The organism is Microvirga zambiensis WSM3693, assembly GCF_016735695.1.
Lineage (GTDB): Bacteria > Pseudomonadota > Alphaproteobacteria > Rhizobiales > Beijerinckiaceae > Microvirga > Microvirga zambiensis.
The window spans coordinates 1-25,896 of record NZ_JAERQD010000022.1; the positions used below are offsets into that span (position 1 = coordinate 1).

The 25,896-nt window shown below is 65.9% G+C and carries 27 protein-coding genes and 1 other RNA gene; 9 read left to right on the top strand and 19 right to left on the bottom strand.

What is annotated here, in order from left to right:
- From JKL46_RS17380 to pal, 4 genes are all read right to left on the bottom strand, one after another.
- Positions 1 to 707 (bottom strand): ATP-dependent metallopeptidase FtsH/Yme1/Tma family protein (locus JKL46_RS17380; RefSeq protein ID WP_201835167.1); only part of this gene is annotated, 707 nt, incomplete at its 3' end.
- A gap of 145 nt (positions 708 to 852) precedes the next feature.
- On the bottom strand, positions 853 to 1,878 hold the full coding sequence (gene tilS, locus JKL46_RS17385; RefSeq protein ID WP_201835175.1) for a tRNA lysidine(34) synthetase TilS: 1,026 nt from the start codon (positions 1,876 to 1,878) through the stop codon (positions 853 to 855).
- Positions 1,879 to 1,907: 29 nt separating this feature from the next.
- A complete protein-coding gene (gene ybgF, locus JKL46_RS17390; RefSeq protein ID WP_201835177.1) occupies positions 1,908 to 2,873 on the bottom strand; it encodes a tol-pal system protein YbgF in 966 nt (321 codons plus the stop codon).
- Positions 2,874 to 2,986: 113 nt separating this feature from the next.
- A complete protein-coding gene (pal, locus tag JKL46_RS17395) occupies positions 2,987 to 3,487 on the bottom strand; it encodes a peptidoglycan-associated lipoprotein Pal (protein ID WP_201835179.1) in 501 nt (166 codons plus the stop codon).
- Positions 3,488 to 3,733: 246 nt separating this feature from the next.
- Between pal and JKL46_RS17400 the strand changes: the two genes are divergently transcribed.
- A complete protein-coding gene (locus JKL46_RS17400; protein ID WP_201835181.1) occupies positions 3,734 to 5,248 on the top strand; it encodes a phospholipase D-like domain-containing protein in 1,515 nt (504 codons plus the stop codon).
- A gap of 100 nt (positions 5,249 to 5,348) precedes the next feature.
- The gene (locus tag JKL46_RS17405; protein WP_201835183.1) at positions 5,349 to 5,963 is read left to right on the top strand and encodes an HdeD family acid-resistance protein; all 615 of its coding nucleotides are present in this window, start codon (positions 5,349 to 5,351) and stop codon (positions 5,961 to 5,963) included.
- A gap of 222 nt (positions 5,964 to 6,185) precedes the next feature.
- Here JKL46_RS17405 and tolB read toward each other — a convergent pair whose 3' ends face one another.
- The 4 genes from tolB to tolQ are packed head-to-tail and all read right to left on the bottom strand — an operon-like array spanning position 6,186 to position 9,885.
- Positions 6,186 to 7,511, bottom strand: a complete 1,326-nt coding sequence (gene tolB / locus JKL46_RS17410; RefSeq protein WP_201835185.1) for a Tol-Pal system beta propeller repeat protein TolB — start codon at positions 7,509 to 7,511, stop codon at positions 6,186 to 6,188.
- A gap of 27 nt (positions 7,512 to 7,538) precedes the next feature.
- A complete protein-coding gene (gene tolA, locus JKL46_RS17415; protein WP_343074075.1) occupies positions 7,539 to 8,660 on the bottom strand; it encodes a cell envelope integrity protein TolA in 1,122 nt (373 codons plus the stop codon).
- Between the two features lie 28 nt (positions 8,661 to 8,688).
- A complete protein-coding gene (locus JKL46_RS17420) occupies positions 8,689 to 9,132 on the bottom strand; it encodes an ExbD/TolR family protein (protein ID WP_201835187.1) in 444 nt (147 codons plus the stop codon).
- 12 nt (positions 9,133 to 9,144) lie between these two features.
- Positions 9,145 to 9,885 carry a protein TolQ gene (gene tolQ, locus JKL46_RS17425; RefSeq protein ID WP_201835189.1) on the bottom strand — a complete coding sequence of 247 codons (741 nt, stop codon included), beginning with the start codon at positions 9,883 to 9,885 and terminating at the stop codon, positions 9,145 to 9,147.
- A 375-nt stretch (positions 9,886 to 10,260) separates the two neighbouring features.
- Here tolQ and JKL46_RS17430 point away from each other — a divergent pair, with 375 nt between their 5' ends.
- A complete protein-coding gene (locus JKL46_RS17430; protein ID WP_201835191.1) occupies positions 10,261 to 10,638 on the top strand; it encodes a nuclear transport factor 2 family protein in 378 nt (125 codons plus the stop codon).
- A gap of 163 nt (positions 10,639 to 10,801) precedes the next feature.
- Here the strand turns inward: JKL46_RS17430 and ybgC are convergent, their stop codons facing one another.
- The 11 genes from ybgC to JKL46_RS17485 all read right to left on the bottom strand — a co-directional run bounded on the left by ybgC (position 10,802) and on the right by JKL46_RS17485 (position 18,336).
- Positions 10,802 to 11,212 (bottom strand): tol-pal system-associated acyl-CoA thioesterase, encoded by a 411-nt coding sequence (ybgC, locus tag JKL46_RS17435; protein ID WP_201835193.1) that lies wholly within the window; start codon positions 11,210 to 11,212, stop codon positions 10,802 to 10,804.
- Between the two features lie 151 nt (positions 11,213 to 11,363).
- Positions 11,364 to 12,410: a Holliday junction branch migration DNA helicase RuvB gene (gene ruvB, locus JKL46_RS17440; RefSeq protein WP_201835195.1), complete on the bottom strand. Its 1,047-nt coding sequence runs from the start codon at positions 12,408 to 12,410 to the stop codon at positions 11,364 to 11,366.
- Positions 12,411 to 12,645: 235 nt separating this feature from the next.
- Positions 12,646 to 13,263, bottom strand: coding sequence for a Holliday junction branch migration protein RuvA (gene ruvA / locus JKL46_RS17445; protein ID WP_201835197.1), 618 nt, complete (start codon positions 13,261 to 13,263; stop codon positions 12,646 to 12,648).
- A gap of 254 nt (positions 13,264 to 13,517) precedes the next feature.
- Positions 13,518 to 14,021, bottom strand: coding sequence for a crossover junction endodeoxyribonuclease RuvC (gene ruvC, locus JKL46_RS17450; protein WP_201835198.1), 504 nt, complete (start codon positions 14,019 to 14,021; stop codon positions 13,518 to 13,520).
- A 108-nt stretch (positions 14,022 to 14,129) separates the two neighbouring features.
- Positions 14,130 to 14,876, bottom strand: coding sequence for a YebC/PmpR family DNA-binding transcriptional regulator (locus tag JKL46_RS17455; RefSeq protein WP_201835199.1), 747 nt, complete (start codon positions 14,874 to 14,876; stop codon positions 14,130 to 14,132).
- Positions 14,877 to 14,987: 111 nt separating this feature from the next.
- Positions 14,988 to 15,680 carry an exopolysaccharide biosynthesis protein gene (locus JKL46_RS17460; RefSeq protein WP_201835200.1) on the bottom strand — a complete coding sequence of 231 codons (693 nt, stop codon included), beginning with the start codon at positions 15,678 to 15,680 and terminating at the stop codon, positions 14,988 to 14,990.
- Between the two features lie 194 nt (positions 15,681 to 15,874).
- A complete protein-coding gene (locus JKL46_RS17465) occupies positions 15,875 to 16,696 on the bottom strand; it encodes a TIGR00282 family metallophosphoesterase (protein ID WP_201835201.1) in 822 nt (273 codons plus the stop codon).
- A 9-nt stretch (positions 16,697 to 16,705) separates the two neighbouring features.
- On the bottom strand, positions 16,706 to 17,290 hold the full coding sequence (locus tag JKL46_RS17470) for a 5-formyltetrahydrofolate cyclo-ligase (protein WP_201835202.1): 585 nt from the start codon (positions 17,288 to 17,290) through the stop codon (positions 16,706 to 16,708).
- 5 nt (positions 17,291 to 17,295) lie between these two features.
- Positions 17,296 to 17,452: non-coding RNA, 6S RNA (ssrS, locus tag JKL46_RS17475), on the bottom strand.
- 216 nt (positions 17,453 to 17,668) lie between these two features.
- Positions 17,669 to 18,037 (bottom strand): cell division protein ZapA, encoded by a 369-nt coding sequence (locus JKL46_RS17480; RefSeq protein WP_201835204.1) that lies wholly within the window; start codon positions 18,035 to 18,037, stop codon positions 17,669 to 17,671.
- Positions 18,038 to 18,039: 2 nt separating this feature from the next.
- The gene (locus JKL46_RS17485; protein ID WP_246529366.1) at positions 18,040 to 18,336 is read right to left on the bottom strand and encodes a DUF4164 domain-containing protein; all 297 of its coding nucleotides are present in this window, start codon (positions 18,334 to 18,336) and stop codon (positions 18,040 to 18,042) included.
- 232 nt (positions 18,337 to 18,568) lie between these two features.
- On the opposite strand from JKL46_RS17485, the gene tkt reads away from it, so the two are divergent.
- The 6 genes from tkt to JKL46_RS17515 all read left to right on the top strand — a co-directional run bounded on the left by tkt (position 18,569) and on the right by JKL46_RS17515 (position 25,817).
- Positions 18,569 to 20,572, top strand: coding sequence for a transketolase (gene tkt / locus JKL46_RS17490; RefSeq protein ID WP_201835208.1), 2,004 nt, complete (start codon positions 18,569 to 18,571; stop codon positions 20,570 to 20,572).
- A 44-nt stretch (positions 20,573 to 20,616) separates the two neighbouring features.
- Complete coding sequence (gap, locus tag JKL46_RS17495) at positions 20,617 to 21,624, top strand: type I glyceraldehyde-3-phosphate dehydrogenase (RefSeq protein WP_201835211.1); 1,008 nt, start codon at positions 20,617 to 20,619, stop codon at positions 21,622 to 21,624.
- A 13-nt stretch (positions 21,625 to 21,637) separates the two neighbouring features.
- Complete coding sequence (locus tag JKL46_RS17500; protein ID WP_201835213.1) at positions 21,638 to 22,828, top strand: phosphoglycerate kinase; 1,191 nt, start codon at positions 21,638 to 21,640, stop codon at positions 22,826 to 22,828.
- Positions 22,829 to 22,894: 66 nt separating this feature from the next.
- Positions 22,895 to 23,983 (top strand): class II fructose-bisphosphate aldolase, encoded by a 1,089-nt coding sequence (gene fba, locus JKL46_RS17505; protein ID WP_201835215.1) that lies wholly within the window; start codon positions 22,895 to 22,897, stop codon positions 23,981 to 23,983.
- A 284-nt stretch (positions 23,984 to 24,267) separates the two neighbouring features.
- Positions 24,268 to 24,918, top strand: a complete 651-nt coding sequence (locus tag JKL46_RS17510) for a thiamine phosphate synthase (protein WP_201835224.1) — start codon at positions 24,268 to 24,270, stop codon at positions 24,916 to 24,918.
- Positions 24,918 to 25,817 (top strand): tetratricopeptide repeat protein, encoded by a 900-nt coding sequence (locus tag JKL46_RS17515; RefSeq protein ID WP_201835226.1) that lies wholly within the window; start codon positions 24,918 to 24,920, stop codon positions 25,815 to 25,817. The genes JKL46_RS17510 and JKL46_RS17515 overlap by 1 nt, the downstream gene beginning before the upstream one ends.
- The last annotated feature ends 79 nt before the right edge of the window (positions 25,818 to 25,896 follow it).

Below are 25,896 nucleotides of genomic sequence, written 5' to 3' on the forward strand. Positions count from 1 at the left end.
CGGGAGGCGCCGACGCCGACGAACATCTCGACGAAGTCCGAGCCGGAGATGGTGAAGAACGGCACATTGGCCTCGCCCGCGACGGCTCGCGCCGTCAGGGTCTTACCGGTGCCGGGAGGGCCGACGAGCAGCACGCCGCGCGGAATGCGGCCGCCCAGGCGTTGAAACTTCTGCGGATCGCGCAGGAACTCCACGACCTCCTGCAAGTCCTCCTTGGCCTCGTCGATGCCGGCGACGTCGTCGAAGGTGACGCGGCCATGGGCCTCGGTCAGGAGCTTCGCCTTAGACTTGCCGAAGCCCATGGCCCGGCCGGCGCCGCTCTGCATCTGGCGCGACAGGAAGACCCAGGCGCCGATGAACAGCGCGATGGGCAGGATGTTCATGAGAACCGCGATGAACCAGGGTGTCGAATCCGATTGCGGACGGGCGGTGATCTGCACGCCCTTCTGCTGCAGCTTCGTCACCAGCATCGGGTCGCTCGGCGCGTAGGTCGTGAAGGTACGACCGTCGGTATAGGTACCGCTGATCTCCGGGCCGGAGATCACCACGCTGGTAATGCGCCCAGAATCGGCATCGCTGAGAAGCTGGCTATAGGCGATGTCGCTGCCGCCGCCGCGCTGGCCCGGGCTCTGGAAGAGGGTCACGAGCGCCAGCACCAGGAGGAAAATGACGACCCACAAGGCGAAGTTGCGGAAATTTGAATTCATCGGATCAGGTTCTGCCCCAGAGGGAGATGAAGCGTGAGGAGATCTCCCCGCGCGGCTAAACTCAATGTAGGCACACCGTCACGCCTTGCCAAGGGAATGCGGCGCCCATGCGGCACGATCCCATTCACCCGGCTAAGAGATTTGGCTAACGGCCGCGCCGGCGCGGCGGTTCCGGTGCAATGAAGACCTGCCCCGAATGACCCAGGCGCACGAGCGCGCCTGCGATGGTGAGGCGCAGCCCCTCCCCCGCCCGGACGGCCTCGCGCAGACGCACGGTGCAGGATTCCAGTCTGTTCAGGCGACTATTGTCCAGATCGAGACCGGCCTGGGCAAGGGCCAGTTCCAGCACCCGCAGGGCGATCTCGAACGGCTCGTCGGCAAGGATGCCGCCCCTGAAGGACAGGCCCCCCTCGGCGAGCACCGGCGCGGCGCACGCCAGCGCCTTCCGCGCCGTGAGATCGAGCGCCGCGTCGGCCTGGGCCGCCCGCTCCGCGAGGCGCGCGAGGCGCTCGGCCGTCAGGCCCTCCTCCGCGAGAAGCGGCATGAGCCGGCGCCAGCGGACCCTGGCATAATCCTCGCTCGCGTTCGAAGGATCGACGACGAAGGGCCAGCCCTGTCCATGGCAGAGGTCGAGGAGGCGCGATTTCGGCCAGTCGAGAAGCGGCCTCGCATGGCAAATGCCCTGCCTGTCCGTCTCAGGACGCATGCCGGCGAGGCCGGAGAGACCGGAGCCGCGGGAGAGCCGCATCATCACCGTCTCGGCCTGGTCGTCGAGGGTATGGGCGGTGACGAGATGCGAGGCGCCTTCCTTGCGGGCATAGGCGACGAGAAGCCGGTAGCGCGCCTCGCGCGCCGCCTCCTGGATCCCGGTCGACGGCTTGTCGCCCGTCCAGACCATGATGCGATGGGACAGGCCGAGAGCGGCGGCCTCGCGGGCCACGAAAGCGGCTTCGTCGGCGGCTTCCGGCCGCAGGCCGTGATCGATCGTTGCGACGAGAACAGGCGGCTTGTCGGACCTGGCGCGCCAGCGGGCCAAAAGGTGCATCAGCGCCATCGAGTCAGGCCCGCCGGAAACGGCGGCGACGATGCCCGAGGCGCGATTGAGGGAAGCGAAGAGGCTGTCCAGCCCATCGTCCGAGAGCTTGTCGTCGGGCGGCGGAAGGGCGGACATGGCTTAAGCCCTACGAATTCTTCAGCGGCTCAGCTGCACTTGATGCGCTTCTGCTCGCGGTCGGAGGCCTGACGGACGGGGGCGGAGGCCTGCGGATACTTGCGGTCGAGTTCGGAGAAGACAGCGCAGGCGCGATCCTTGGCACCGATCCCGTTCAGCGAAATGCCGAGCCGCAGCAGGGCATCGGGAGCCTTGGACGCATCGGGGTGTTCGGCGGAAACGTTCAGGAACTGCTCCGCGGCCTCGCGGTAGCGGCCGCGCTGGAGATAGGTCTCGCCGAGCCAGAACGTCGCCTCGGGCACGAGCTTGTCGCGCGGGTTGGACTGGAGGAAGCGGCGGAAGCCCATCTCGGCCTGATCGTACTGCTTCTGCGAGAACGAGGCGTAGGCCGCATCGAAATCAGCACGCGGGTTGCCGACGCTGGTCGCAGCGACGCTCGGGCCGGGACGCTCGGCAATGGCGCCCTGCGGAAGGGCTCCCACGCGGTCGTGCCCGCCCCCGTCCATCGGCGCGCCGTCAACGCCGTCCTGCTCGATGAGGTCGCCGATTCCCGCCAGCTGCCCACCGGGCAGCGGCATGGGACGGCCCGCATCCGCCGTGAGAGGGGCCGATGGCGTCGTCGAGCCGAGCGGCCGGGGCGAACCGGGCGCATCCGGCGTCTCGGACGGATCGAAGACATCGCTGCGGCGCTGAGGCTGTGCGGGTGCCGGCTGCGGCTGGGCCGGACGCGAGGGCGTCGCGGTCGGGGGTGAGGAGGACGGCCGCGAGCCGCCGCTTCTCTCCTGGAAGCGGAACTCCACATCTTCCTGGAACTTGCGCAGCTGATCCTTCAGCTGCCGGTTCTCGTATTGGAGTTGCTCCATCTGGCCGGAGATCTGGCGGAACTGGCTCTCGAGCCGGTTCAGCCGCACGATCGCGTCGGCGGCATCCTGCGCCGCGGCGGGGCCAACGGAAGCCATGGCTAAGGCGAAAAAGACAAACAGGCGTCGAAACATGCTGGGATTACCGTGAGGTCCTCGATCGAGGAGGCCGATAACACAAAAGCGCCGCCACGGCGAGGTCGTGGCGGCGCTCTTCGCTTTCACGAGAGGTTGAAGCCGGTGAGGCTTTATGCCCCGGCGCCGCCGCCGAGCACCGTCACGGCGCGGCGATTCTGCGACCAGCAGGAGATGTCGTTGCAGACCGCGACCGGGCGCTCCTTGCCGTAGGACACGGTGCGGAAGCGGTTGCCCGGGATGCCGCGGGAGATCAGGTAGTCGCGCACGACCTGCGCGCGGCGGGCCGAGAGCGAGAAGTTGTACTCGCGGGTGCCGCGCTCGTCAGCATGGCCTTCGAGGATGAAGGTGTATTGCGGATAGCGCTGCAGCCACTGGGCCTGCTTGTCGAGGGTCGCGACGGCGGTGGGGGTGAGATCGGTCGAGTCGGTCTCGAAGAACACGCGGTCGCCCACGTTCACGACGAAATCCTGGGCACTTCCGGGGGTGGCCGCACCGCCGGCACCGAAACCGCCGGCCCCATCGGCCATGCCATCTTTGTTGGACGAACACGCCGCCGCCCCGAGGGCGAGGACGATAGCAGCGGCGAACTTGACGGCGCGCAGCGTCATCATTGGCAATACTCCTTACACATACGTTTGCCGAACGTTGTGACTTTCATATCGGGGGGATGGTTAAAGGAGGGTTCCGTCAACCGGTGGGGCGACACGCGGGATTAAGGTGAATTATGGCCAAGTTGTGGAAGTTGGGGTTAGGGTTAATCCACCGTAAATGAACTTCGTGTGACCCTATGCAGTGTGCCGTTGGGTAAGAACGAAGCTGAGCTGCTGCGAATTGCCGGTCTCGTGCGTTGAGAGGTCATGAATATCGTGACGACCCAGCCTGTGAGTTTCGGACGACCCCATCGCCAGGGCATGGACGACCCGCGTCTCGAGCGGGCCTTCGCCCGCATCGCCGACAGCGATTTGCGCCACGGCAATGCGATCGCGCTCCTGCGGGATTCGCGGGAGAACTATCCCGCCTGGCTCGAGGCGATCCGCGAGGCCAAGGACGTCATCCATTTCGAGAACTTCATCGTCGCCGACGACGAGACGGGCCGGGCCTTCGCGGATGCCCTGATCGAGCGGGCCCGCGCCGGCGTTCGGGTGCGCGTTCTCTACGATTGGCTCGGATCAACCTTCCGCGCCCTGCCCGGCTACTGGCGCCGTCTGCGCGAGGCTGGGGTCGAGACCCGGGTCTTCAATCCGCCCCGGCTGACGGATCCGTTCTGGGTTCGCCGCAACCATCGCAAGCTCATCACCGTCGACGGCCGCATCGGGTTCGTTTCGGGCCTGTGCATTTCCGACAGCTGGATCGGCAAGAATGGAAGCGAGCCCTGGCGCGACACGGGCCTTTCCGTGGAAGGACCGCTGGTAGCCGACCTCGACGCCACTTTCGCGGAGAGCTGGGTTCTCGCCGGCATGAAGCCGATCCCGAAATCGGAGCTGCCGGATGCGGACGACATCCCACAGGCAGGCTCGGTGGCGGCGCGGGTGATCAGCGGCGAGCCCGGCATGTTTCGGACCTACCGGGTCGATCAGTTCATCGCCGCGACGGCGCAGCGCAATCTCTGGCTCACGGATGCCTATTTCGTCGCCACCACCTCCTACGTTCAGGCGCTCGGCGAGGCGGCGCGGGACGGCGTGGACGTGCGCATCCTCGTGCCCGGATCGAGTGACGTGCCGGCGCTGCAGCCGGTGGTGCGGGCGGGCTACCGCTCGCTGATCGAGGCCGGCATCCGCGTCTACGAGTGGAACGGCTCCATGCTGCACGCCAAGACGGCGGTGTCGGATGGGCGCTGGGCCCGTATCGGCTCGACCAATCTCAACATCGCGAGCTGGGCGACCAATTGGGAGCTCGACGTGGTGGTCGAGGATACGGCCTTCGCCGAGGCCATGGAGGCGATGTATCTGGAAGATCTCGCCAACGCGACCGAGATCGTTCCCGGCTGGCAATCCCGCCGCCGGCAGGCGAGGAACATGCGCTCACGACGCGGGCTACGGCCGAAGAAGAAGGGCGGCGTACGCAGGCTGGCGGCGGGCGCCCTGGCGCTCTCGAGCACGGTGGGCAAGGCCGTCGGCTCGCGGTCGCTGACCGCGACCGAGGCGGGCAGCGTCGCCATCATCGGCTTCGCGCTTCTCGCCCTCGCCGCCCTGATCATGTTCGTGCCCGTGCTGGTCGTGGCCCCAGTCGTGATCGTCCTCGCCTGGCTCGCCCTCGCCCTGCTGATCCGCGCCTTCCGGCTGAAGCGGCGGGTCCGCCTGAGGCGCCGCAAGCTCGCCCTGCGACGCAAGCTCGCCCAGATCAAGGCGCATGAATCCCCTCCAGGGGAATAAGAAGAGGGTAATAAGAGGAAGTGACTTAGGGGAAACAAACGGTCAAGCTTGGCGTTGACCTCAGTCAAGGTCGTTGCGTCCCTTTTCGAGGAGGACATCCATGGCTACAGGCACCACAGGCTCTTTCGATTCCTTTGACCGCACCCACGCCATGAGCCAGCTTCTGGCACAGAACTGGTGGGCACTGGCGCTCCGCGGCGTTTTCGCCATCATCTTCGCGCTCATCGCCTTCTTCTCGCCGGGAGCGACGCTCCTGTCCCTGGTCTGGGTCTTCGCGGCCTACATGCTGGTCGACGGCGTGTTCGAGATCGTCTCGGGCATCAGGGCAGCCTCCAACCACCAGCGCTGGGGCCTGCTGATCCTCGCCGGCGTCCTGAACATCCTGGTCGGCATTGTCGCCTTCCTGATGCCGGGGCTGACGGTCCTGTTCTTCGTCACCCTGATGGCGGTGTGGTCGCTGATCACCGGCGTGCTGATGATCGTGGCGGCGTTCAAGCTCAACGCAACCTACGGCCGCGGCTGGCTGATCTTCAGCGGCATCGTCTCGGTGCTGTTCGGCATCGCGCTTCTGGTCGCTCCGCTCGTCGGCGCCGTGGTGCTGACCTGGTGGCTCGGCGCCTACGCCCTCGTCTTCGGCATCTCCCTCATCGCCCTCGCCTTCAAGCTCAAGGGCCGCAAGGACGAGATGGGCACTGCGACTCCGATGCGGGCGTGAGCGCAGAAGGCAAGAGGTAAGAGCGCCTCTAGGCGCCCTTTTGTCTTCGTGGTCGGGAGCGTCAACGATGATCCTGCATCGCAAAACGAGTGTGGCGCTATTTCCCTCCCTCCTTGTGGGGGAGGGCTAGGGAGGGGGGTGCCGGCGCCGGAGCCTGAAAGGTTCGCCCTCATACCCCCCTCTCCAACTCTCCCCCACAAGGGGGGAGAGGGCCTGTTGCGATTACCGCGCCTCGCTCAGGAGCGGCGACCAGGTCGGGTCGGAGGCGAAGGACGGGGTCGGCACCGGCTGCTCGACGCGGCCGGTGATGTCGACCATGTAGAGCTTGCCGCCGGCCTGTCCGCCCGGATCGCGGAAGAACAGGATGTACTGGCCGTTGGGCGCCCAGGTCGGGCTCTCGTTGTGGAAGCCTTCCGTCAGGATGCGCTCGCCCGAGCCGTCCGGCTTCATGATGCCGATGGCAAAGCCGCCGGCGCGCTGCTTGGTGAAGGCGATGTAGTCGCCGCGCGGCGACCAGGCCGGCTGCGAATAGGAGCCGTCGCCGAACGAGATGCGGCGCTGGTCCGAGCCGTCTACGTTCATCACGTAGATCTGCTGCTTGCCGCCGCGATCGCTCTCGAACACGATCTGCTTTCCGTCCGGCGAGAACGACGGCGAGGTGTCGATGGCACCCGTCGAGGTCAGGCGCGTGGTCGCCTGCGAGCCGAGATTCATCATGAAGATGTTGGCGTTGCCGCCCTGCTGCAGGCTCATGACGATGCGCTGGCCCTCAGGCCCGAAGCGCGGCGAGGAGGCCATGTCGGGGAAGTTGCCGAGCACCTGCCGCGAACCGCTCTCCAGGTTGATCACCTGAACGCGCGGCTGCTGGCCCTCGACCTGCGACATGTAGGTGATGTCCTGCGTCGCCGGCGAATAGCGCGGCGCCACGACGGACGTGTCGCCTTGCGTCAGGTAGCGCACATTGGCGCCGTCCTGGTCCATGATCGCGAGACGCTTGCGACGGTGCTCCTTCGGGCCCGATTCATCGACGAACACCATGCGCGTGTCGAAGAAGCCGCCGAAACCGGTGACCTTGGTGTAGACAGCATCGGAAATGATGTGGCCGACGCGGCGCCAGAAATTGGCGTCCGTAACGTATTGCTGGCCCGCAAGCTGCTGGCCCGATTCGATGTCCCACAGGCGGAACTCGGCGCGAAGCCGGCCGGAGGGATCACGCGAGACGCGGCCCGTCACGAGCGCCTGGGCGCCCGCCATCTTCCAGGCATCGAAGCGCGGAGCGGCGTCGAAGGACGGACGCTCGGGAAAGCGCGACTTGTCGAGCGGTGCGAAATAGCCCGAGCGCTGCAGGTTGTTGGTGATGATGCCGGAGACGCGCTGGCCGAGATCGCCCTCGCCGGAGAAATCGGCAATGGCGATGGGCATGGGCTGGAACTGGCCGCCCGGTCCGACGCGGAACGAGAGCTGCGCCTGCGCTGCGGGCACGAGCACCGCCATCGGCAGGACGACGGCCAATGCGACGAGAAAACGGGAAACGAAGCGGGTAATCATGGGATGATGTCTCAAGCTTGATGGGCTTTAAGAGAGAGGAGGGTCGAACTGGACGTTCAGGACCTTCCAGTCGGAGTAATACGGCGCGAATTTCGCCGGGATCTCGAACTGGCGGCACCGGCGGATGGCCCTGACGGCGGCATCCGCGACCGCGCGGTCGGTGGAGGAGCTCCCCGCCTGAAGAACCCGCGGCTCGGTGCTGAGCGAGCCGTCCTGGTTGAGGCGGATATCGAGGATCGGGGCCGTGACCTGTCCGCCCGAGGCCGCGATCGGCGCGCTGTAGCAGCGCTCGATCTGCGAGACCAGCAGGCCGATGAGGGCATCGCGCAGGCTCGGCGACAGCTTCGCAGCCGATCCCGTCGCGGTGCCGAGCGAAGCGGTCTTCTGGACCTCCGCGCCGGTCGCGCCGGTGGATTGATGCTTTTCCTTGCTGTCGAGGAACTGCTTCAGGTCGCCCATGTCGAGCTTCTTGGCGGCCTGCGCTTCCTTGCGCGCCTTGGCCTCGGCCTCTTCCTTGGCCTTGGCTTCCGCAAGCTTCTTCGCTTCCGCCTCGGCTTTCGCCTTGGCTTCCGCTTCAGCCTTCGCCCTGGCCTCTGCGACCTTCCTGGCTTCCGCCTCGGCCTTGGCTTTCGCCTCAGCTTCGGCCTTGGCCTTCGCTGCGGCCTCGATCTTGGCCTGCTCGGCGGCCTTGGCCTTCTCGATGGCCTCGGCTTCCGCCTTTTCCTGCAGCTTTTTCTCTTCCGCAGCCTTGGCCTCGGCGGCCTTTTCTTCCTGCGAGCGGGTCGGCGGCGCGGGCGGCGGCGGCTGGGCGGCGACCGGCTCTTCCTTGTCGGCGACCTTCATCTCCTCCGGACGCTTGGGCGGCGCGGGAGCGTCGCGCTTGTCCTCGCCGGGATCCTTAATCTCGGCCTTGTCGGCGACGCGCTCGGCACGCGGCTTCGGTTGCGGTGCCTTGGCGTTGGTCTCGCCCTTGGTGATCTGCGAGAGCTGATTGTCGGTGATGATCTCGACGGGGATGCCTTCCTGCGCCTCGGGAAACTCCGAGACGGCGGACAGGCCGATCATGGCGGCAGCCAGAAGCGAGGCGTGCGCGACGCCCGAGACCCAGAAGCCCGGCTCGGAGGTGTTGAATTTCAGCTTCAACGCCACGTTTGTTTGCCCCTTGTCCTTATCCCGCTCAGCGCTGGTCGACCTCGGTCACGAGGGCGACGCGCTTGTACCCCGCCGTCGTCACGATCGACATCACCTGGGCGACGCGTCCGTAATCGACCTTCTTGTCCCCGCGGACGAAGATACGCTCATCGAAGCCCGACTTCGAGACCTCCGCGAGCTTGCCGACGATGGCCTCGTCCGTAAGCTCGCTCTCCCCCAGGAACACCTGGCCGTTCGCCTTGATGGAGAGCGTCACCGGCGTCGCATCGGAATTCAGCGGCGCGGCCTTGGTCTGCGGCAGATCGAGCGGCACGCCGGCCGTCATCATGGGGGCTGCCACCATGAAGATGATGAGCAGCACCAGCATGACGTCGATGAACGGCGTCATGTTGATCTCGTTGATCGCACCGGCCGTGCGGGCGCGCCTGCGCCGCCGTCCGCCTCCTGCCGCTCCTGTGATCATCGCCATGCCGGTTCCCCTTTAAGCGGCGTTGGCCGGGGGACGGCCGGCATGGCCGATACGCTCGTCGATCTGGCGCGACAGGATGGCCGAGAACTCATCGGCGAAGCCTTCGAGCCGCGATTGCAGCTTGCTGACCTCGGAATTCAGCTTGTTGTAGGCGAGCACGGCGGGAATGGCCGCGAAGAGGCCGATGGCGGTGGCGAACAGCGCCTCCGCGATGCCCGGAGCCACGACCGCGAGGCTGGTGTTCTTGGAGGCCGCGATCGAGGTGAAGGAATTCATGATGCCGATCACGGTGCCGAAGAGGCCGATATAGGGACCGGCGGAGCCGATGGAGGCCAATACCGTCAGGCGGGCGTTGAGGCGCTCCACCTCGCGCTGGATGGTGACGTCGAGCACCTTGTCGATGCGCTGCGGCAGGCTCTGGAACGAGCGACCCGAGCCTTCGAAGGAGCGCTTCCACTCGCGCATGGCGGCGACGAAGACGGCGGCGAGGCCCGTGGCCGGACGGCTCTGGAGGGAGCGGAAAAGCTCCTCGAGCGACTGGCCGGACCAGAAAATGTCCTCGAAACGGTCCATGGCGCGCTTGGTGCGGCCGTAGAGCAGGGTCTTGTCGATGATGATGGCCCAGCACCAGACGGAAGCGGCGAGCAGGCCCAGCATCACGAGCTTGACGATGAGATGAGCCTGCCAGAACAGGCCAAAGAAGGACATGTCGTGGGCCACAGGAACGGCCTGGGCCACATCAGCCGGGTTCATGAAACTCGTCCTCGCTCTTCGAGCAGCCCTGGAAGGAGATCCAGGACCCACCGCAGAATGGTCTTAGGAAAATCTGTTCTTGTATTACTGCTCGTTCGCCCTTGAATCTGTCGAAAATAAGGGCGGCGGGCGACAACACGCGCAATCGTCCCAGACCGTTACCTGTTAAGCACAGAGTAGGGTTAAGGTCTGGTTTAACTTGAGCTTAATCGAGGCGAATTGCCTGAAATAAATATGGAAATTATGGATGGTCTGCATTTGAAGCAGACCCCGGATGCATCTGCCCATACGGCATCCGACCCCATCGCTTCAGCTCGTCCGTCGTGACGCCGGATGCAACACTGTCCATGGGCGATTGAAAGGAACGAGACCGCGATGGCTGAGCCGCAGATCGATCCGGCCGACGTGGTGGGCAGGCAGCTCGAGGCCTATAACGCCAAGGACATCGACGCCTTCATGAGCTGCTGGGACGAGGATGCGCAGTACTTTGGCTTCCCGTCCGACCTTCTGGCGGAAGGTGCCGCGCAGATCCGTGAGCGCCATATCGCCCGGTTTCAGGAACCCAATCTCTTCGGGGAGCTCGTCGGCCGGATGAATGTCGGCAATCTCGTCGTCGACCGGGAGATCGTAACCCGCAATTTTCCGGAAGGCCCGGGTCGCGTGGATGTGATCGCGATCTACGAGGTCGAAGGCGGCAAGATCGCGAAAGCCTGGTTCAAGATGGGCACGCCGGTGCTCGACAAGGCGTCGTAGGTCGAAAAATCTGGCCCATTAGGCTCTACCCTCATCCTGAGGAGCAGCGCAGCTGCGTCTCGAAGGAGGTTCCAGGGAGCACTGGAGACGCCCTCGTCCTTCGAGACGGCCTGATGGCCTCCTCAGGATGAGGGCTTCAGTGGATATTGATTTGGGCTACGCTTCAGGGCGCACTGATCGTCAGCGCCGCCCGCAGCTCGTCCGGGATGCGCACGGCCCGCCCTCCCCTGACCGCGGCGACCATGACGTCTGCGGCGACCAGAACCTCGTCGCCGCGCCGGACCTCCTGGGCAAGCGTCATCGAGGCGCCGCGCATCTCCTTCGGGCGGGTGACGATGGTGAGCACGTCGTCCATGACCGCACCGCCGCGGAAATCGATAATCATCTTGCGGACGACGAAGGCGAGGCCGTTCATGTCGGCGTGAAGGTCCGACTGCGCCACCTCGACCGCCCGCAACAGCTCGGTGCGGCCGCGCTCCATGAAGCGCAGATAGCTCGCATGGTAGACACGGGCGGAGAAATCCGTGTCCTCGTAGTAGACGCGGATGGGGAGGATATGCGCGCCGTCCTGCATGAAGCCGGAGAGGTGGGAGCCAACGACCCCTCTCCCCCCTTGTGGGGGAGAGCCGGAGAGGGGGGTATGAGCGCCAACAGACGAAGGTCCGGCGCCAACACCCCCCTCCCTACCCTCCCCCACAAGGGGGGAGGGAAACTGGTTACGCCTCTCACTCATCCCCAGCCCCGTTGAACAGCCCGAACTGCGCCGCCGTTTCGCGGGAAGGCTCCGGAATGCCCAGGTGCTTGAAGGCATGCGGGGTGAGGACGCGCCCGCGCGGAGTGCGCTGCACGAAGCCCTTCTGGATCAGGTAAGGCTCGATGATGTCCTCGATGGCATCGCGCGGCTCGGACAGCGCCGCCGCGATGGTCTCGATGCCGACCGGGCCGCCGCCGAAGGAATTGGCGATCATGGTCAGGTATTTGCGGTCCATCAGGTCGAGGCCGATGGGATCGACGTCGAGGAGGCGAAGCGACCGGTCGGCGAGATCGCGGGAGACGGTCTGGACGCCCTCCACGATGGCGAAGTCGCGCACCCGGCGCAGCAGGCGTCCGGCGATACGCGGCGTGCCGCGGGAGCGGCGGGCGATCTCGTTCGCGCCCTCCTCGCTCATGCCGAGGCCGAGCACGCGGGCGCCGCGGCGCACGATCAGCTCGAGCTCGTCGACCGTGTAGAATTCGAGCCGGATCGGGATGCCGAAACGGTCGCGCAAGGGCGTGGTGAGGAGGCCCGCGCGGGTGGTGGCGCCGACGAGCGTGAATTTCGGCAGCTCGATCTTCACCGAACGCGCCGCCGGGCCCTCGCCGATGATCAGGTCGAGCTGATAATCCTCCATGGCGGGATAGAGGATTTCCTCGACCGCCGGGTTGAGGCGGTGGATCTCGTCGATGAAGAGCACGTCGCGCTCTTCCAGGTTGGTGAGCTGCGCCGCAAGGTCGCCCGCCTTGGCGATGACGGGGCCGGACGTCGAGCGGAAATTGACGCCGAGCTCGCGGGCGACGATCTGGGCGAGCGTGGTTTTTCCTAAGCCCGGCGGGCCGACGAAGAGCACGTGGTCGAGGGCATCGCCGCGCGATTTCGCGGCATCGATGAAGACCTGGAGATTGGCGCGCGCGGCCTTCTGGCCCGTGAAATCGTCGAGCGAAAGCGGCCGGATCGATGCTTCGGCATCGTCCTCGCGCTTTTCGGGGCTGATCAGGCGGCGGGAATCGGTCAAAGAGGCTCACCTTCCAGGGGCTTCATATAAAGGCAGCCTTTCTAATACGCTACCTTTAACAAGATCAAAACAGGAACACGCCCATGGGCAATCGGGACCCGTCATCACCTCTCACGTCATGGCCGGACTTGGTCCGGCCACCCACGTCTTAAGAACCACAACGTTGCAGAAGGCGTGGATACCCGCGAAAAGCGCGATGAAAAAGAGGGAGCCCTGACGCCGGAGCTGACAGAGACTACCGCGCCAGCTCCCGCAATCCCAGTCGGATCAGCGTCTTGGCCTCGGCCTCGTCCCCGGCCTGCTTCATGGCGGCGGCGACGGCGGCGGAGGCCTGGACCTGGGGGTAGCCGAGATTGACCAGGGCCGAGATGGCGTCGGCCACGGGGGCCGGCGCGCTCTTGTCCTCGACGGCGCCGGTGAGGCGGATGAGGGCCGGGTCGACGGAGGCATAGGCCGGGGCCTTGTCCTTCAGCTCCGACACGATGCGCTGCGCGAGCTTCGGCCCGACGCCAGGCCCGCGGGCGACGGAGGCCTTGTCGGCGGTGGCGATGGCGGTCGCCAGGCTGCCTGGATCGAGCACGGAGAGGATGCCGAGCGCCACCTTGGAGCCGACGCCCTGGACCGATTGCAGCAGGCGGAACCATTCGCGCTCCGAATCCGAACGGAAGCCGAAGAGGCGGATCATGTCCTCGCGGACATGGGTCTCGATGGACAACACCGCCGCCTCACCGGTGGGCGGCAGATTCTGAAGCGTTCGGGAGGAGCAATGAACCACATAGCCGACCCCATGCACGTCGAGGATCACGAAATCCTCGCCGTAGGAATCGACCACGCCTTTGAGTTTGCCGATCACGTTCGTCTCTGCTCCTGCTTCCCTCCCCCTTGCGGGGAGGGATTGAGGGTGGGGGTCGAAAAGTCAAAACGCTGCGCCTCATCATGGACGCATGAGGTCAATACAGTGCCGGTCTCACCTGATCGCCCACCCAGTCGCACCACCCCCACCCCTACCCCCTCCCCGCAAGGGGGAGGGAAGAGGCGCCTCATTCGTCCGACGATCCCGGATCGGCTCACGCCGTCCGGGATGACGCTCTGCATTTCTGTAACAAATTAATAGCTCGCCGCCAAAGCGCGGGCCTTGCGGTGGTGGGCGTGGGCGATGGCGATGGCGAGCGCGTCGGCCGCGTCGGCCTTCTTGAAGTCGGCCTTGGGAAGAAGGATCCTCACCATGGCCTGGACCTGGTCCTTGTCCGCATGGCCGACGCCGACCACGGTCTTCTTGACCTGGTTGGCGCCGTATTCCGCCACCGGCAGGCCGTGGAGAGCCGGCACCAGCAGGGACATGGCGCGAGCCTGGCCGAGCTTCAGGGTCGCCTGGGCGTCCTTGTTGACGAAGGTTTCCTCCACCGACACCTCGTCGGGCGTCCAGGTGCGGATCACCTCGGTCAGCCGGTCGTGGAGCTGCTTGAGGCGCAAGGCCAGGTCGAGATCGCCATCCGAGGTCACGACCCCGCAGGCGACGAAGGACAGCTTGGTCCCCTCGACGGTGATGACGCCCCAGCCGGTATTACGCAGGCCGGGATCGAGGCCGAGGATGCGGACGCGTTCGCTCAAAGATCGTACTCCACCGTCATGCCCGGGCTCGTCCCGGGCACCCACGTCTTCTTACCCCGCAAAGGCGTGGATGGCCGGATCAAGTCCGGCCATGACGACAATGCTGCCTTACCCAGCCATCTTCTGCATCAGAGCTTCGGAGAGCTCGAAATTGCCGTAGACGTTCTGGACGTCGTCGTGCTCTTCCAGCGACTCCATGAGCCGCATGAGCTTCTCGCCGGCCTCGTCGTCGACGGCGACGGGGGTCTGGGGCTTCCAGACCAGCTTGGAGGCTTTCGGCTCGCCGAACTTGTCCTCGAGCGCCTTGGTCACCTCGTTGAGCGAGCCCTGGTCGCAATAGATCTCGTGGCCGTTCTCGGAGGAGACCACGTCGTCGGCGCCGGCGTCGATGGCGGCTTCCAGCACGGCGTCCGCATCGGCGACGTCCGGCCCGAACTCGATATAGCCGACCCGGTCGAACATGAAGGAGACCGCGCCTGTTTCGGCGAGGTTGCCGCCGCTCTTGGTGAAGTAGGAGCGGATGTCGGAGGCGGTGCGGTTGCGGTTGTCGGTCATCGCCTCGACGATGAGGGCGACGCCGCCGGGGCCGTAGCCCTCGTAGCGGATCTCGTCGTAGTTCTCGCCGTCATTGCCGGCGGCCTTGTTGATGGCGCGCTGGATGTTGTCCTTGGGCATGTTCTCGGCCCGCGCTGCGAGGATCGCGGCGCGCAGGCGCGGGTTCATGTTGGGATCGGGCATGCCCATCTTGGCCGCCACGGTGATCTCTCGGGCGAGCTTGGAGAACACCTTGGAGCGCACCGCGTCCACCTTGCCCTTGCGGTGCATGATATTCTTGAACTGTGAATGCCCGGCCATGGGGGCCTCCGGAATATTCGGCCGAGGGCAGCTTGGGTTCAAGCGCCCGTCAGGCCGGAAAAGTTGACGATGGCAGGCTTATAGGACGGCGGAGGGCATCAGGCAAAGCCCTTAAAACCCGAGCCAGGACGGCAGGTTGTGAATGGTCGCCAGGATGAGGTGATAGGATGCGCCGACGACCGTGGCCGTATAGGCGAGGCCCGCGAAGCCGATGAGATAGCCGACGATCAGCAGATAGCCGTCCTCCTCCATGATGGCGATGGACGCGATCACCAGCGCGATGGAGGGCGGGAAATTGGTGCCCGGGAACGGGATCAGCACCGACACGGCGACCAGGAAGGCGAAGAACCCCACCACCCGGTCGCCGAAAGGGCCGAAGAGCTGGAGCAGCCGCGGCCTGCAATAGCTCTCGAGCTTCTGCAGCCTGGGCTCGGCGATGTCGATCAGGCGCTTGAACTTCGCGGTCGAGACCGTGCGCCGCAGGATGAAGCCCGGCAGCCACGGCCTCTTATGGCCCAGCATCATCTGGATGCCGAAGATCAGGACCGGAGTACCGACGATGCCCGCGATGCCAGGCGGAGCCGGCACGCAATTGGGCAGGGAGAACAGGATCAGCACGAATCCGAAAGCGCGCTCGCCGAAGGCCTCGATGATCTCGCGGATGGAAATCGTCTCGCCCTTGGCCTCGTCGATCACGGCACGCAGCACCGCCGAGGCGCTCTGGTGCTCATGCGCCCGGTGGAATTCGCTCTCCTCGCGATAGATGCTCTTCTTCGCGCCCTTCGACTCTGTATCCGCGTCCACCGGTTTCCTCCGTGACGGGAGAGATGGGAACGGCAACGCTCCCCGCCAAGGGAGTGTGTGTCGCCGAGCGATTCCCATCCAAACGTCTCACGTCATCACCGGCCTTGTGCCGGTGATCCCGACTGGATAAGCGCTGCGCCCCACCGTATCGGGATGGCCGGGACAAGCCCGGCCATGACGTCAAAGGATGCTACTCAATCCCAGAACCGCGGCCAGGTCTCTTCCAGGTTCGGCCCGAGCCGCACCGCGGCGACGCGCTTCGCCAAGCCGGTGCGATCGTCGGTCTCCACCGCGATGCCGGAGAGCGTGCCCTCGCCGAGGGCCGGTTCCATGCGCGGACCGGGAGTCTTCTGAAGGAAGCGGCGGATCGATTCCTCCTTCTGCATGCCGAGCACGGAATCGTAATCGCCGCACATGCCCGCGTCCGACATGTAGGCCGTGCCGCCGGGCAGCACACGATGGTCGGCGGTCGGCACATGGGTGTGGGTACCGACGATCAGGCTCGCGCGCCCGTCGCAGTAATGGCCCATGGCCTCCTTCTCGCTCGTCGCCTCCGCGTGGACGTCGACGATCACCGCATCGGCCACCTGGCCCATGGGGCAGGTCTCGAGCTCGCGGTCGACCGCCGCGAAGGGATCGTCGAGGGGATCCATGTAGAGGCGGCCCATGACGTTGATCACGAGAACCCGGGCCCCTGAGCGAGTGTCGATGAGGTTCGCGCCGCGTCCGGGCGTGCCGGGCGGATAATTCACCGGGCGTAAGAGCCGCGGCTGGCGCTCGATGAAGACGAGGGTCTCGCGCTGGTCCCAGGAATGGTTGCCGAGGGTGACGGCATCGGCGCCGGCGGCCAGAATCTCGTCGCAGATCGCCTCGGTGAGGCCGAAGCCGCCGGCGGAATTCTCGCCGTTGATGACGACGCAGTCGAGCTGCCAGCGGTCGCGAAGGCCGGGCAGGCGCTCGATCACCGCATTGCGGCCCGGCCGCCCGACGATGTCGCCGAGAAAAAGAAGACGCATGATGGGTCCCTATGCGGGTTTGGTCCGAATGAGCTCGGCTTCCGTGACGATGATGTCGAGGAGCCGGTCATGGGGCTCGATCGGAACCTCGTCGATCTCCTGAACCGCATAAGCGAGCCCGACCGTCAAGACCGGATGCTGCGCTTCGAGCGCCGCGATGGCCCGGTCGAAATGCCCTTTGCCGTAGCCGATGCGCCCTCCCCTGCGGTCGAAGGCGACGAGCGGCACGATGAGCGCCTTGGGGAAAACCTCGGGCGCATCGGGCCCCGGCTCGCGCACGCCGAAGCCGCCCTTGATCAGCACGTCGCCGGGCTGCCAGAGGCGCCAGCTCAAGTGGGGATGAAGGATCTGGGAAAGGGCGACATCCTGCCCGCGCTGGAGCAGCGCCTCCATGAGCGGGCGCGGATCGACCTCGCTGCGGATCGGCCAATAGGCGCCGACGGGCGTGACGCCCTCGAGGTCTGGGCAATCGAGAACGCGGCGCAGGATCTGGCTGGCGGCCTCTCCGCGAACGCCCTCGTCGAGCGCATCGCGGCGCGCGAGCATTTCGCTGCGCAGGCGCTCTTTCGATTCGGGAGGGGAAGGAGATTGCATGAAGGTGCGGAGCCACAGAAACCGTCGGAGAAGCGATCCCGGGAACCTACAAAGTAGGTGGGCGCCGTATGTCCCGGTCCAGGGACCGGGTCAGGGACAGCTCCCTTCAGGATCGATAAGGCCCCGGGGAATATGAACTCCTAACGCGCCCCGCAGCCCCGCCCTGTCTATGTAGGGATCGGAAGCGCCCGGGGGAAGGGGAAAGTTTGAGGGAGGAGCGAGAAAGGCGCCCTCTGTCATTCCGGGGCCGCGCAGCGGAGCCCGGAACCCATAACCGCCGACGGTGCAGAAGAGGCACAACGCCGATCGCTCTTTCTTGAGACGACATGTTTATGGGTTCCGGGTTCGCCTGCGGCGCCCCGGAATGACAATGGTGTGCTACCCCTGCCCCGCCCCGTTGAGGCTGCGTGCGAGGCCTTCGATCCGTTCCGCCGCCATCTGGATGCCCTCGGCGAGCCGCAGCTCGATCCGCTCCAGGCGCTCGTCCCTCGCAGTGTTGACGCTGTTGAGCGCCGCCACCTCGGCTTCGAGCGCGGCGATGCGCTGCCGGGTCTCGTGCAGCTCGTCGGCCTGCGCGATGGCCGCCATGACGTGGAGGCGAAGGTCGCCGATTTCGCCGAAGGATCCGCGCATTTCCTCGACCCTCGCATCATAGGCCGCGGCAAGGCCTTCAAGATGGCCCTCCTCGCCCTCGGCGCAGGAGATCCGGTAGGTGTGGCCGGCAATGGTCACGGTGACCTGGGGCATCCTCAGCCCTCCTCGGTCACGAGCTGGCCGGCCTGGGCGAGCACGGTCTCGACCGCGCCGATCGCATGCCGGACCCTGCGGCTCACATCGTCGGTGGCGGCCTCGAAGCGGTGCAGGCGGGTGAGCGCCCCATCGAGCTCGACGGCAAGGCGGGCCCGGTCGTCCTGCATCAGCTGCAGTTCGGTCTCCAGGCCGCCGCGCCGCGTATCGGCATCCAGGCGCCGCGAGATCGAAGCCTCCAGAAGCCCGAGAGCTACTTCCAGCCGCTTCATCGCCTCGTCGAGTGTGGGTGCCGCCATCATGCCTCCAGGAATCGGGAACGACACTACCCCATAGTCCGGAAAAGTGGACCCGGTTTTCTGCTGGAAAATGCCTCGAGCAGGATAGCCTCAAGCATGGCGCTGACAACGCTCCTGAAGGGGAATTAGCCGCCAGGTGCCTTTGACTCGCCCCGGTCGCGTGTTAAGGAGCCCACGCCTTTCTCCGGACAGACCGCCCCGTTGCGGGGCCCTCAAGACTGTGGATCTCGCCGTGCAAGATACCGTCCCCGCCGATCGCGTCACCCATTCCGATCTGGCGAACGCCGTGCGCGTCCTCGCCATGGACGCCGTCGAACAAGCCAAATCCGGCCATCCCGGCCTGCCCATGGGCGCCGCCGACATCGCCACGGTGCTGTTCACAAAGTTCCTGAAATACGACGCCACGGACCCGACCTGGCCCGACCGCGACCGGTTCATCCTGTCGGCCGGCCACGGCTCGATGCTGCTCTATTCGCTCCTGCACCTGACGGGCGTGAAGGGCATGACCATCGACGAGCTGAAGAACTTCCGCAAGCTCGACTCGAAGACCCCGGGCCACCCCGAGAACTTCATGACCCCCGGGGTCGAGACCACCACCGGCCCGCTCGGCCAGGGCATCGCCACGGCGGTCGGCTTCGCGCTTGCCGAGCGCATGCTCAACGCGGACTACGGCGACGACCTCGTCGACCACCATACCTATGTGCTCGCCTCCGACGGCGATCTCATGGAGGGCATCAGCCAGGAAGCGATCGCGCTCGCGGGCCACCTGAAGCTCAACCGCATGATCGTCCTGTGGGACGACAACGAAATCTCCATCGACGGTCCCCTGTCGCTCTCGGATTCCGTCGACCAGGTGAAGCGCTTCCAGGCCTGCAACTGGAACGCTCTGCGCGTCGACGGTCACGATCCGAAGGCGATCCAGCGCGCCATCGCCCGGGCCCAGAAATCCGACAAGCCGACCCTGATCGCGTGCAAGACCACCATCGGCTACGGCGCCCCGAAGAAGGCCGGCACCTCGAAGGCCCACGGCGAGCCGCTCGGCGCCGAGGAGCTTGCCGGCGCCAAGGCCGCCTATGGCTGGAACCATGAAGCCTTCACGATCCCGGACAACATCCGCGACGCCTGGGCCAAGGCCGGCAAGAAGGGCCGTCGCCTGCGCAAGGCCTGGACCGATCGCCTGAAGGCCTTGCCGGCGGAGAAGCGCGCCGAATTCGAGCGCCGCGTGAAGGGCGTGCGCCCGAACGGCCTTGCCGACGCCGTCGCCAAGCTGAAGGACAGGCTCGTCGCCGAGCCGCAGAACGTCGCCACCCGCAAGGCGAGCGAGATCGCGCTCGAGGTCCTCACCGAGGCCGTGCCGGAGCTGGTGCTGGGCTCGGCCGACCTGACGCCCTCGAACAACACAAAGACCAAGAACCTGACCGCGATATCGCCCGGCAATTATGCCGGCCGCTACATCCATTACGGCATCCGCGAGCACGGCATGGCCGCGGCCATGAACGGCATTGCGCTCCATGGCGGCTATGTGCCCGCCGGTGCGACCTTCCTGGTCTTCACCGATTATGCCCGCCCCGCCATGCGCATCGCGGCGCTCGCCGGCATCCCGGCGATCTACGTGATGACCCACGACTCGATCGGGCTGGGCGAAGACGGCCCGACCCACCAGCCGGTGGAGCATCTGGCTGCGCTTCGCGCCATGCCGAAGATGCGCGTGTTCCGCCCGGCGGACGCCATCGAGACGGCGGAGGCCTGGCAGCTCGCCCTCGAGCGCACCGACGGCCCATCGACGCTGGCGCTGACCCGCCAGAACCTGCCGCAGGTGCGCAAGGACAGCGGTGCGAACAACCTCTCCGCTACCGGCGCCTACGAACTCTCGCCGGCGAATGGCAAGGCCCGCGCCACCATCTTCGCCTCCGGTTCCGAGGTCGAGATCGCGCTCGCCGCCCAGAAGCTTCTTGCCGAGCAGAATTTCGAAGCCCGTGTGGTTTCCGTGCCCTCGCTCGACCTGTTCCTGGCCCAGCCGGAGAAGGTCCGCGCCCGCATCATCGGCGATGCGCCGATCAAGGTTGCGGTCGAGGCAGCCGTGCGCTTCGGCTGGGATTCGGTCATCGGCCCCGACGGAATTTTCGTCGGCATGCATGGGTTTGGGGCGAGCGCGCCCTACAAGGACCTGTACAAGCACTTCGGCATCACCCCCGAAGCCGTGGCTGAAAAGGTTCTCCGGACACACAATCTCTGAGGCACGGAAACTTCTAAGCCTCGTTACACAAGGGAGCTAAGACTATGACGGTGAAGGTCGCGATCAACGGATTCGGTCGCATCGGACGCAACATCCTCCGCGGTATCGTGGAGAGCGGCCGCAAGGACATCGAGGTGGTCGCCATCAACGATCTCGGCCCGGTCGAGACGAATGCTCACCTGCTCCGCTTCGATTCCGTGCACGGCCGCTTCCCGGCCGAGGTGAAGGTCGACGGCGAGTTCCTGGTCATCAACGGCAAGAAGATCCGCGTCACGGCGATCAAGGATCCGGCGACCCTGCCGCATCGCGAGCTCGGCGTCGACATCGCCATGGAATGCACCGGCATCTTCACCTCGAAGGAGAAGGCCTCGGCGCATCTCACCGCCGGAGCCAAGCGCGTCATCGTCTCGGCTCCGGCCGACGGCGCCGACCTGACGGTCGTCTATGGCGTCAACCATGACAAGCTCACCAAGGAGCACATGGTCATCTCGAATGCCTCCTGCACCACGAACTGCCTCGCCCCGGTGGCGAAGGTGCTCCAGGACGCGGTCGGCATCGAGAAGGGCTTCATGACGACGATCCACTCCTACACCAACGACCAGCCGACGCTGGATCAGATGCACAAGGACCTCTACCGCGCCCGCGCGGCGGCCCTGAACATGATCCCGACCTCGACCGGCGCTGCCAAGGCCGTGGGCCTCGTCCTGCCGGAGCTCAACGGCAAGCTCGACGGCTCCTCGATCCGCGTGCCGACCCCGAACGTATCGGTGGTCGATTTCAAGTTCGTCGCCAAGAAGAACACCTCGAAGGAAGAGATCAACGCGGCGATCAAGGCGGCCGCCGACGGCCCGCTCAAGGGCGTCCTCGGCTACACGGATCAGCCGAACGTCTCCACGGACTTCAATCACGATCCGCACTCCTCGATCTTCCATCTCGACCAGACCAAGGTGATCGAGGGCAACCTGGTGCGCGTGCTGTCCTGGTACGACAACGAATGGGGCTTTTCGAACCGCATGGCGGACACCGCCGTCGCCATGGCGAAGCTCATCTAAGGGAGGCCGCTTCATGACCGCCTTCCGCACGCTCGACCAGGCCGACGTCAAGGGAAAACGCGTTCTCGTCCGGGTGGACCTCAACGTCCCGATGGAGAACGGAAGGGTGACGGACGCGACGCGCATCGAGCGCGTCCTTCCCACCATCCGCGAGATCGCCGACAAGGGCGGGAAGGTAATCCTTCTCGCCCATTTCGGACGCCCGAAGGGACGTGATCCCAAGGAATCCCTGAAGCCGGTCGCGGAAGCGGTCTCGAAGCATCTCCACAAGCAAGTGGCCTTCGCCGACGACTGCATCGGCGAAGCCGCAGAGAAAGCCGTCGCCGCCTTGAAGGAAGGCGACGTGCTTCTCCTCGAAAACACCCGCTTCCATGCGGGCGAGGAGAAGAACGATCCGGCCTTCGTCAAGGACCTGGCGACACTCGGCGATCTCTATGTCAACGATGCCTTCTCGGCTGCGCATCGTGCTCACGCCTCGACGGAAGGCCTCGCACGCGCGCTGCCTGCCTACGCCGGCCGCACCATGCAGGCGGAACTCGATGCCCTCACCAAGGGACTGGAGGCGCCGAAGCGACCGGTCGTCGCCATCGTCGGCGGCGCCAAGGTCTCGAGCAAGATCGACCTGCTCGAAAACCTCGTCACCAAGGTCGACGCCCTCGTCATCGGCGGCGGCATGGCCAACACCTTCATCCACGCCACCGGCCTCGGTGTCGGCAAGTCGCTGGCCGAGAAGGATCTTGCCGCAACCGCCATGCGCATCATCGAGAAGGCGCGGGAAGCCAACTGCGCCATCATCCTGCCCGTCGACGGCGTCTGCGCCTACGAGTTCAAGGCGGGCGCGCATAACCACACCTACGGCATCGATGCGATCCCCGAGGATCAGATGATCCTCGATGTGGGCTCGCAATCGGTCGAGCGCGTCTCGGCGGCGATCAACGATGCCGCGACGCTGGTCTGGAACGGTCCGCTCGGCGCCTTCGAGATCCCGCCCTTCGACCAGGGCACGGTGGCAGCCGCCCGGCATGCGGCGCAGCGCACCAAGGACGGCAAGCTCGTCTCGGTCGCCGGCGGCGGCGATACGGTGGCGGCGCTCAACCACGCTGGCGTTGCCGACAGCTTCACCTATGTATCCACCGCAGGCGGCGCATTTCTCGAATGGCTCGAAGGCAAGCCCTTGCCCGGCGTGGACGCGCTGCGAGCCTGAGAGATCGCTTAAGCTTCGGTTCAGTTTCGGTGCGCTTAAAAACGCGCGCCCAATAAGGAGGACGAGATGGCACGCATCACCATGAGGCAGCTTCTGGATCACGCAGCCGAGCAAGGCTATGGCGTGCCTGCCTTCAACATCAACAACATGGAGCAGGCGCTCGCGATCATGGCGGCGGCGAGCGAGGTCGATGCGCCGGTGATCATCCAGGCGAGCCGCGGCGCGCGATCCTATGCCAACGACGTCATGCTCAAGCACATGATGGATGCGGTCACCGAGATCTATCCGCATATCCCGGTCTGCGTGCATCTCGACCACGGCAACGAGCCCTCCACCTGCATGACCGCGATCCAGGCCGGCTTCACCTCGGTGATGATGGACGGATCGCTGAAAGCGGACGGCAAGACCCCGGGCGATTGGGACTACAATGTCGGCGTCACCAAGAAGGTGGTCGACATGGCCCATCTCGGCGGCATTTCGGTGGAAGGCGAACTCGGCGTGCTCGGCTCGCTGGAGAGCGGTGAGGGCGAGGCCGAGGACGGCCACGGCGCCGAGGGCAAGCTGTCGCACGATCAGCTGCTGACCAATCCCGACGAGGCCGTGAAGTTCGTGGCCGAGACCAAGGTCGACGCGCTCGCCATCGCCATGGGCACCTCGCACGGCGCCTACAAGTTCACCCGCAAGCCCGACGGCGCGATCCTCGCGATGAACGTGATCGAGGAGATCCACAAGAAGCTCCCGAACACGCATCTCGTGATGCACGGCTCGTCCTCGGTGCCGCAGGACCTGCAGGACATCATCAACCAGTATGGCGGCCAGATGAAGCCGACCTGGGGCGTGCCGGTGGAAGAGATCCAGCGCGGCATCAAGCACGGCGTGCGCAAGATCAACATCGACACCGACAACCGCATGGCCATGACCGGCCAGATCCGCAAGGTTCTCACCGAGAACCCGGGCGAGTTCGATCCGCGCAAGTATCTCAAGCCCGCCATGGAGGCGATGACGAAGCTCTGCAAGCAGCGCCTGCAGGAGTTCAACACCGCCGGCCAGGCCTCGAAGATCAAGCGCGTCTTCACCCTCGCCGAGATGGCCAAGCGCTACGCCTCCGGCGAACTCGACCCGACCATCGCCTCGAGCCGCCAGGCGGCGGAGTAAGCGATCAGGCACCACGCCTCTTCCCTCCCCCTTGCGGGGAGGGACCGAGGGTGGGGGTCGAAAAGTCAAAGCGCCGCGCGATCCACAGGCCGATCAGGTCTTTACAGCGCCAAACCCTCGATACGCCTTACCCAGTCATACCACCCCCACCCCTCCCCGCAAGGGGGAGGGAAAAGCGGTCGCGCTGAACATTCGCCTTAATCATGATCGACAAGCGGGGCCTCGCAAGATGGCCCCGTTTTCGCTATGGGAACCTGTCTTTCCTCTTTGTGACCGTAAGCTCCATGGCCGATACCGCCGCCCGCCTCTACCTCATCACCCCCGTCCTGGACGATGCAGCCTTCGCGCCGCGCCTCGCCGAGGCCTGCGCGACCGGAGCTGTCGCGGCCGTCCTGCTGCGGCTGGCATCGGCCGACGAGCGCGGCCTCACCAATCTGGTGAAGGCGCTCGCTCCCGCCGCGCAGGAGCATGGAGCGGCGGTCATCGTCGCCTCTGAGGCCAAGGCGGACCTCGCCAACGTGGCCGCAAGAGGTGGTGCCGACGGCGTCCATGTCTCCGGCGATGCAGCCCGCCTGCGAGAATTGCGCGAGCGGCTGAAATCGGAGCGCACCATCGGGGTCGGAGCGATCAGGACCAAGGACGACGCCATGAGCCTCGGCGAGGCCGGAGCCGATTACCTGCTCTTCGGCGAGCCCCGTCCCGACGGCTCCCTCCCCTCGCTGGACAGTGTGGTCGAACGGGCTTCCTGGTGGGCCGAGATCTTCGAGACGCCCTGCGTCGCCTATGCCCCGAGCCTCGATGCCGTCGAGACCGTGGCCGCCACCAACGCGGAGTTCGTGGCGCTGGGAGATGCCGTATGGTCACATCCGGACGGTCCGGCTGCCGCCGTGAAAACGGCCCTGGACATCCTGGAGCGCCAGGAGGCGTCGCGCTGATGCGGCTCTCCTGGACCATCGGCGGAATGCTTCTGGCCTTGTCTGCCACTGCGGGCTCCGCAGCGGAGCCCGATCTCGCCTACGGGGCCTATCAGCGCGGCCTCTACCAGACGGCGTTCCGCGAGGCGAACCTGCGGCTGGAAAAGAACAACAAAGATGCCGCCGCCATGACCCTTCTGGGCGAGCTCTACAACCAGGGCCTCGGCGTCGCCATCGATCCGAAGAAGGCCTCCGAATGGTACCGCCTCGCAGCGCAGCGCGGCGATGCCAATGCGCTTGCCTCCCTCGGCCTGATGGCGCTCGATGGGCGCGGCATGGCGAAGAACACCGCCCAGGGCCGTGCCTGGCTGGAAGAGGCCGCGGCCAAAGGCAATCCGCTCGCCTCCCACAACCTCGCCCTGCTCCTGCTGACCAGCGGCAACGATGCCGACGTGCAGCGCGCGGTCGAACTCCTGAAGAGGGCGTCCGAGGCGGAGATCCCCGATGCGCAGCATGCGCTCGGCGTGCTCTATCTCAAGGGCCGCGGCGTCGAGCGCGACCCGGTGGAGGCGGCTCGCCTGTTCGAGCGCGCCGCGAGGAACGGCAGCTCGGTCGGCGAGGTGGAATACGCGATCCTGCTCTTCAACGGCGACGGGGTTCCGGCCAGCGAATCCCAGGCTGCGCGCTATTTCCGCCGCGCCGCTGCCAAGGGCAACGCCATCGCGCAGAACCGTCTCGCGCGCCTTCTCGTCGCCGGGCGCGGGGTGCCGGCCAACAAGATCGATGCCGCCGCCTGGCACATCCTCGGTGCGGCCCAGGGCCTGAGCGATCCGTGGCTCGACAATGCCCTCAAGGACCTGAGCGCCGAGGACCGCAAACGCGCCGAGAAACTGGCGGCCGAACGCCTTGGGATGCGGTAAATATCGCCTCTACCGTCATCACCTCCCCGGACTTGATCCGGGGACCAGTGCCGGTGATCTCGATTCGAGAAGCGCAGTA